At 78.1% G+C, this 5,100-nt stretch carries 5 protein-coding genes; 3 read left to right on the forward strand and 2 right to left on the reverse strand.

What is annotated here, in order from left to right; genetic code table 11:
• Nucleotides 1-309: aminotransferase class I/II-fold pyridoxal phosphate-dependent enzyme (locus ACYVPE_RS39230; RefSeq protein ID WP_461038632.1), on the forward strand; the 309-nt coding region annotated here is incomplete at its 5' end.
• 896 nt (nt 310-1,205) lie between these two features.
• Here the strand turns inward: ACYVPE_RS39230 and ACYVPE_RS39235 are convergent.
• On the reverse strand, nt 1,206-2,084 hold the full coding sequence (locus tag ACYVPE_RS39235) for an alpha/beta fold hydrolase (protein ID WP_461038633.1): 879 nt from the start codon (nt 2,082-2,084) through the stop codon (nt 1,206-1,208).
• Nucleotides 2,085-2,200: 116 nt separating this feature from the next.
• On the opposite strand from ACYVPE_RS39235, the gene ACYVPE_RS39240 reads away from it, so the two are divergent.
• On the forward strand, nt 2,201-4,165 hold the full coding sequence (locus ACYVPE_RS39240; protein ID WP_461038634.1) for an AfsR/SARP family transcriptional regulator: 1,965 nt from the start codon (nt 2,201-2,203) through the stop codon (nt 4,163-4,165).
• 83 nt (nt 4,166-4,248) lie between these two features.
• Complete coding sequence (locus ACYVPE_RS39245) at nt 4,249-4,797, forward strand: DinB family protein (RefSeq protein WP_461038635.1); 549 nt, start codon at nt 4,249-4,251, stop codon at nt 4,795-4,797.
• A gap of 27 nt (nt 4,798-4,824) precedes the next feature.
• Here the strand turns inward: ACYVPE_RS39245 and ACYVPE_RS39250 are convergent.
• The coding region (locus ACYVPE_RS39250; protein ID WP_461038636.1) for a hypothetical protein at nt 4,825-5,100 on the reverse strand (276 nt) is incomplete at its 5' end.

Here is a 5,100-nt window from a genome sequence, read left to right on the forward strand (position 1 = left end):
CGCCGCGAGCCGGCCCGCGCGGAACGGGCCCGCGCGGTCGCCCGTCACCTCCACCACGGCCTGACGGCGGCCGGGCTGCTGGCGGCCCGCCCCGACGCCGCCGTGGTCGCCGTCCGCGCCCCCTCACCGACGACCGCCGTGCGATGGGCGGCCGACTGCCGCACGGCCGGCCTCGCCGTGGGCTGCTTCCGCCCGCCGTCCGTGCCGGACGGCATCTCCCGACTCCGCCTCACCGCCCGCGCCGACCTGACCGACACCGAACTCGCCCGAGCCGGCGCGGTCGTGGCCGCGACCGCCCCCACCGGTTGACGCCTCGACGGTTGCCGGCGACCAGAACCGGGTTCACCGTACGCGGCGCCAAGCGACCGCCGACCGACGCGAGGTGCGGACCGGCACGGCCGCCGCCGGCCGGCACGTAGCGGCTCCGGCGGCTGGTCGCGACCATCGTGATGGACACGACGCGGCCCCGGCACGGCCGTTGGGCCGCGAATCGCGTTGCCGTGGCACGATCCCCAGCGCCGGAGGCGGCGTGCGACGGGCGCGGGGTGCGGCCGGCCGCTGGTCGCGGCCGTCGTGGTGGACACGAGGCGGCCCCGGCGGTCGAACGGTTGGAGCGTTGCGGCCGTCGGCGGTCAGTCGGCGGTCAGTCGGCGGTCTCCGGATCGACGTCGAGCAGCCGCTACGGCCCGGCCGTGGCACGATCCCCAGCGCCGGAGGCGGCGTGCGACGGGCGCGGGGTGTGGCCGGCCGCTGGTCGCGGCCGTCGTGGTGGACACGAGGCGGCCCCGGCGGCCGAAGGCCGCACGTCGCGCCGGCCTTCGTCGCTTCCCGGCGCGGTGTTCGGCGTGCTACGCGCAAGCGGCGGTTGAACGGCCGGCGCGTCGTGCCGCCGGCCGTTCGGCCGCCACCGTCGCGGGGCACGATGCGGCCCTTCGGCGGCCGAAGGCCCGTATGCCACACCGGCCACGCCGGTTCCCGGGGCCGTGGCCCACGACGACGGCCTTCGCGTCGGGCTCTCGGAGCCCCGTTACCGGCGGCCGGGCGGTCGCGAAGCGGCACGCCACCGCCGGCCACCGCCGGCCACCGGCGGCGCGTCCGCGCCTGGCGCGTCGTGGCGGCGACGGCCGGCGATCGTCGGGTCACCGGCGGAGCCAACCGGCGGAGCCAACCGGCGGAGCCATCCGGCGGAGCGGGCCGCCGGAGCGTCACCGTGACAGCAGCTCCCGCAGGGCCGCGACCACCACGTCGGGCGCCTCCTCGGCCATGAAGTGGCCGCAGTCCACCGTGGTGTGCCGGAGCTCCGGCGCCCACGCGCGCCACAGCGCGGCCGCGTCGTAGCCGAGCGCCGCGCCCCAGTCCTGCTGCAGCACGGTGACCGGCATCCGCAGCACCGTGCCGGCCGCCCGGTCCGCCTGGTCGTGGGCCATGTCCACGCCCGCGGACGCCCGGTAGTCCGCCACGATCGACGGCACCGCCGCCCGGCACGCCGCGAGGTAGGCGGCCCGGACGTCGGCCGGGATCGCCGCCGGGTTCCCGACCCACAGGTCGAGGAAGTGGCCGAAGAAGTCGTCGGCGCTCGCCGCGATCATCCGCTCCGGCAGCCCCGGCGGCTGGGCCATCAGATAGAGGTGGAAGCCCACGGCGGCCGAGGCGCCCCGCATCACCTCCCACATGTCGAGCGTCGGCAGCACGTCGAGGCAGGCCAGGTGCGTGACCGCCGCCGGATGGTCGAGACCGGCGCGGAAGGCGACCAGCGCGCCCCGGTCGTGCCCGGCCAGCGCGAAGCGCTCGTGGCCGAGCGCCCGGGCCAGCGCGACCACGTCCGCCGCCATGGTCCGCTTCGCGTAGCCGCCCGCCACGGACTCGGCCGGCCGGTCGCTGGCGCCGTAGCCGCGCAGGTCGGGGCAGATCACCGTGTGGTCGGCCGCCAGCTCGACGGCCACGTGCCGCCACATCAGATGGGTCTGCGGGAAGCCGTGCAGCAGCACGAGCGGCGCGCCCCGGCCGCCGACGGCCACGTTGAGCGACACGTCGTCTGCGACGGCGATCCGCCGGTACTCGAAGCCGGGGATGACAGGTGCCATGGTGCGTTCCTCAGGGAGGTGGGATCGGTCGCCACCAGCCTCCCGGCACCGAATGAGCGATCGATGAGCGCGCGGTACGGTGACCGGGACGGGTGCGCCGGAGAGGAAGGCCGAGGGTGCGGGTCGACTTCGGGGTGCTCGGACCGGTCGCCGCCTGGGACGACGCCGGCGAGCCGATCGCCCTGCGCGGGCCCAGGCACCGGGCCGTGCTGGCCCGGCTGCTCGTCGCCCGCCGCCGCGTCGTCCCCGTCGACCGTCTGGTGGACGACCTGTGGACCGCGCCGCCCACCGACCCGGTGGGCGCGGTGCGCACCTTCGTCGCCGCGCTGCGCCGCGCGCTCGAACCGGACCGCCCACCACGCGCCCCCGCCCGGCTGCTCGTCACCGAGGGACCCGGCTACGCGCTGCGCGCCGAGCCGGCCGCCGTGGACGCCTGGCGGTTCGAGGACGCCGTCGCCACCGCCGCGACCCGACCGCCTGACGACGGCGCCGCCCGGCTCGCCGCGGCCCTCGGCTGGTGGCGCGGGCCCGCCTACGCCGAGTTCGCCGACGAGCCCTGGGCCAGGGGCGAACGCGCCAGGCTCACCGAGCTGCGGCTCGGCGCCGTCGAGCGCCTTGCGGAGGCCCGTCTCGCCCTCGGCCGGCCAGCCGAGGCCGTGCCGGAGCTTGACGCCCACGTCACCGAGCACCCCTGGCGCGAGCCGGCGTGGCGCCTGCTGGCCCTGGCGCTCTACCGGTCAGGACGCCAGGGCGACGCGCTCGCCGTGCTCCGCCGCGCCCGCGCGCTCCTCGTCGAACGCCTCGGCATCGACCCGAGCCCCGAACTGCGGCGCCTGGAGACCGACATCCTCCGCCAGGCCGACCACCTCGCCGCCGGCCCGGCCGGCGCTGACCGGGTCTGGGCGGAGACGGCCGCCGCCTACGACCGCGCCATGCCGGTCGGGGCCCGGGCCCGGCTGGAGTCGACGGTCGGGCTGCTGCGCGACCTCGCGGTGACCGGCGGCGGCGGGCTGCGGGCGGCGCGCCTGCACCGGGTGGCGGCCGTCGCGGCGGCCGAGGAACTCGGCGACCCCGAGCTGACCGCCCGGGTGGTCGGGGCCTACGACGTGCCGGCGATCTGGACCAGGGTGGACGACCCGGAGCAGGCCGCGCGGGTGGTGGCGACCGCCGAGCGCACCCTGGTCGCCCTGCCGCCGACCGGGCACGAAGCGGCCAGGTGCCGGCTGCTGGCCACCGTCGCCCTGGAGACGCGCGGCGGCTCCTCGCCGCGCGGGCCGGACGCCGCCAGGCGGGCCGAGGAGATCGCCCGCCGGCTCGGGGACCCGGCGCTGCTCGCCTTCGCCCTCAACGCCGCGTTCATGCAGACCTTTCACCGCACCGGGCTCGCGCCCCGGCGCGACGCCATCGGCGCCGAACTGGTCGAGCTGGCCGATCGCCACGGCCTCGTCACCTACCAGGTGCTCGGCCACCTCGTCCGCCTCCAGGCCAGCGCGGCCCTCGGCGACCTCGCCGCCGCCGACCGGCACGCGGCGGCCGCCGACCGGCTGGCGGCACGTCACGAACTCCCGCTGGTCGGCGTGTTCACGGGCTGGTACGCGGTCCTGCGGCGCGCCGCGACCGGCGCTCCGACGGCGTCCGTCGAGGCGGCCTACCGGGAGGCGGCCGGGCTGCTCGACGGCGCCGGCATGCCGGGGCTCGAACGCGGGCTGCTGCCGCTCGCCCTGCTCTGCCTCCGGGTGGGACGCGGACTGCCGCCGGCCCACGAAGAGCCCGCCGCCCTGGGCCCCTACGCGCCGTGGGCGCTGCCCCACCTGCTGCTCGCCGAGGGCCGGCGGGAGGCCGCGGCCGCCGCGTTGCGGCGGGCCCCGGAACCGCCGCGCGACCTGCTCTCCGAGGCGCTGTGGTGCCTGCTCGGCGGGGCGGCGATCGCCCTCGGCGACCGGGAGACGACGCGCCGCGCCCACGACCGGCTCGCCCCGGCGGCCGGCGAACTGGCCGGGGCCGGCAGCGGCCTGCTCACCCTCGGACCGGTCGCCGACCACCTCGCGGCCCTGGCCGAGGCGCTGCGCCGGAGCCGCTGAGCGGGCCCGTTGTCAGTGCCGCCTGCCACACTCGGCACGAAGCACGAGAGTCGGAACGAGTCGATCACGAAGGGGTGGTCACCATGTCGGCGGCACCCGTCCCCCAGCACTTCGCGCCCCGCTGGGGCGATGACACCAGGGTCCCCCCGCCGGCGGTCGGCGGCGAGCGGGAGACGCTGAGCGCACTCCTCGACTGGCACCGGGCCACCTTCGAGCTCAAGTGCCGGGGCGTCCCGCCCGAGCGGCTCTCCGAGCGCGCCGTGCCGCCGTCCACGATGTCCCTGCACGGCCTGGTCCGCCACCTGGCCGGCGTCGAACGCTGGTGGTTCCGCATCCAGTTCGCCGGCGAGAACGTGCCGCTGCTGTACTACAGCGACGACGACCCCGAGCAGGACTTCGACCGCCTCGACGGAGACCCGGGGGAGGCGTTCGCCGTCTGGCGCGCCGAGTGCGAGCGGTCCCGCGCCATCGTGGCGGCCGCGGCCTCACTCGACGTCACGGGCACCCGCCGCAGCACCGGCGAGCCCATCTCGCTGCGGAGGATCATGGCCGACCTGATAGCCGAGTACGCCCGCCACAACGGCCACGCCGACCTGCTGCGGGAGAGGATCGACGGCGTGACGGGCATGTGAGCCGGCGGCCCGGCCGGCGCGGCCGTCTCAGCGGGGCGCGGAGCGGGTCAGGAACAGCAGCTCGGTCAACGCCGCCGGATCGGCGGGGGCTTCGGCGAGGGCGCGCGGCGGCGGGCAGTCGCCCGCGGCGGTGAGGCGCCTGGTCAGCTCCCGGATCAGCTCGTGGGCCACCACCACGGTGGCGGTCCGGTCGGCGGCCGGCACCAGGCCGCGCGCGGCATCGGCGGCCGGCACGTCGAGCGCGGCCGCGGCGGCGTCGGCCAGCCGCTCGGCGTGGGCGTCGAGCCGGCTGCCCGTGCCGAG

It is taken from the genome of Streptomyces mayteni (genome assembly GCF_054783955.1).

What these genes read in the sequence shown, in the direction of transcription:
- ACYVPE_RS39235 (WP_461038633.1), bottom strand. Translation starts at nt 2,084, where the DNA reads ATGGCACCTGTCATCCCCGGCTTCGAGTACCGGCGGATCGCCGTCGCA.
- ACYVPE_RS39245 (WP_461038635.1), top strand. Translation starts at nt 4,249, where the DNA reads ATGTCGGCGGCACCCGTCCCCCAGCACTTCGCGCCCCGCTGGGGCGAT.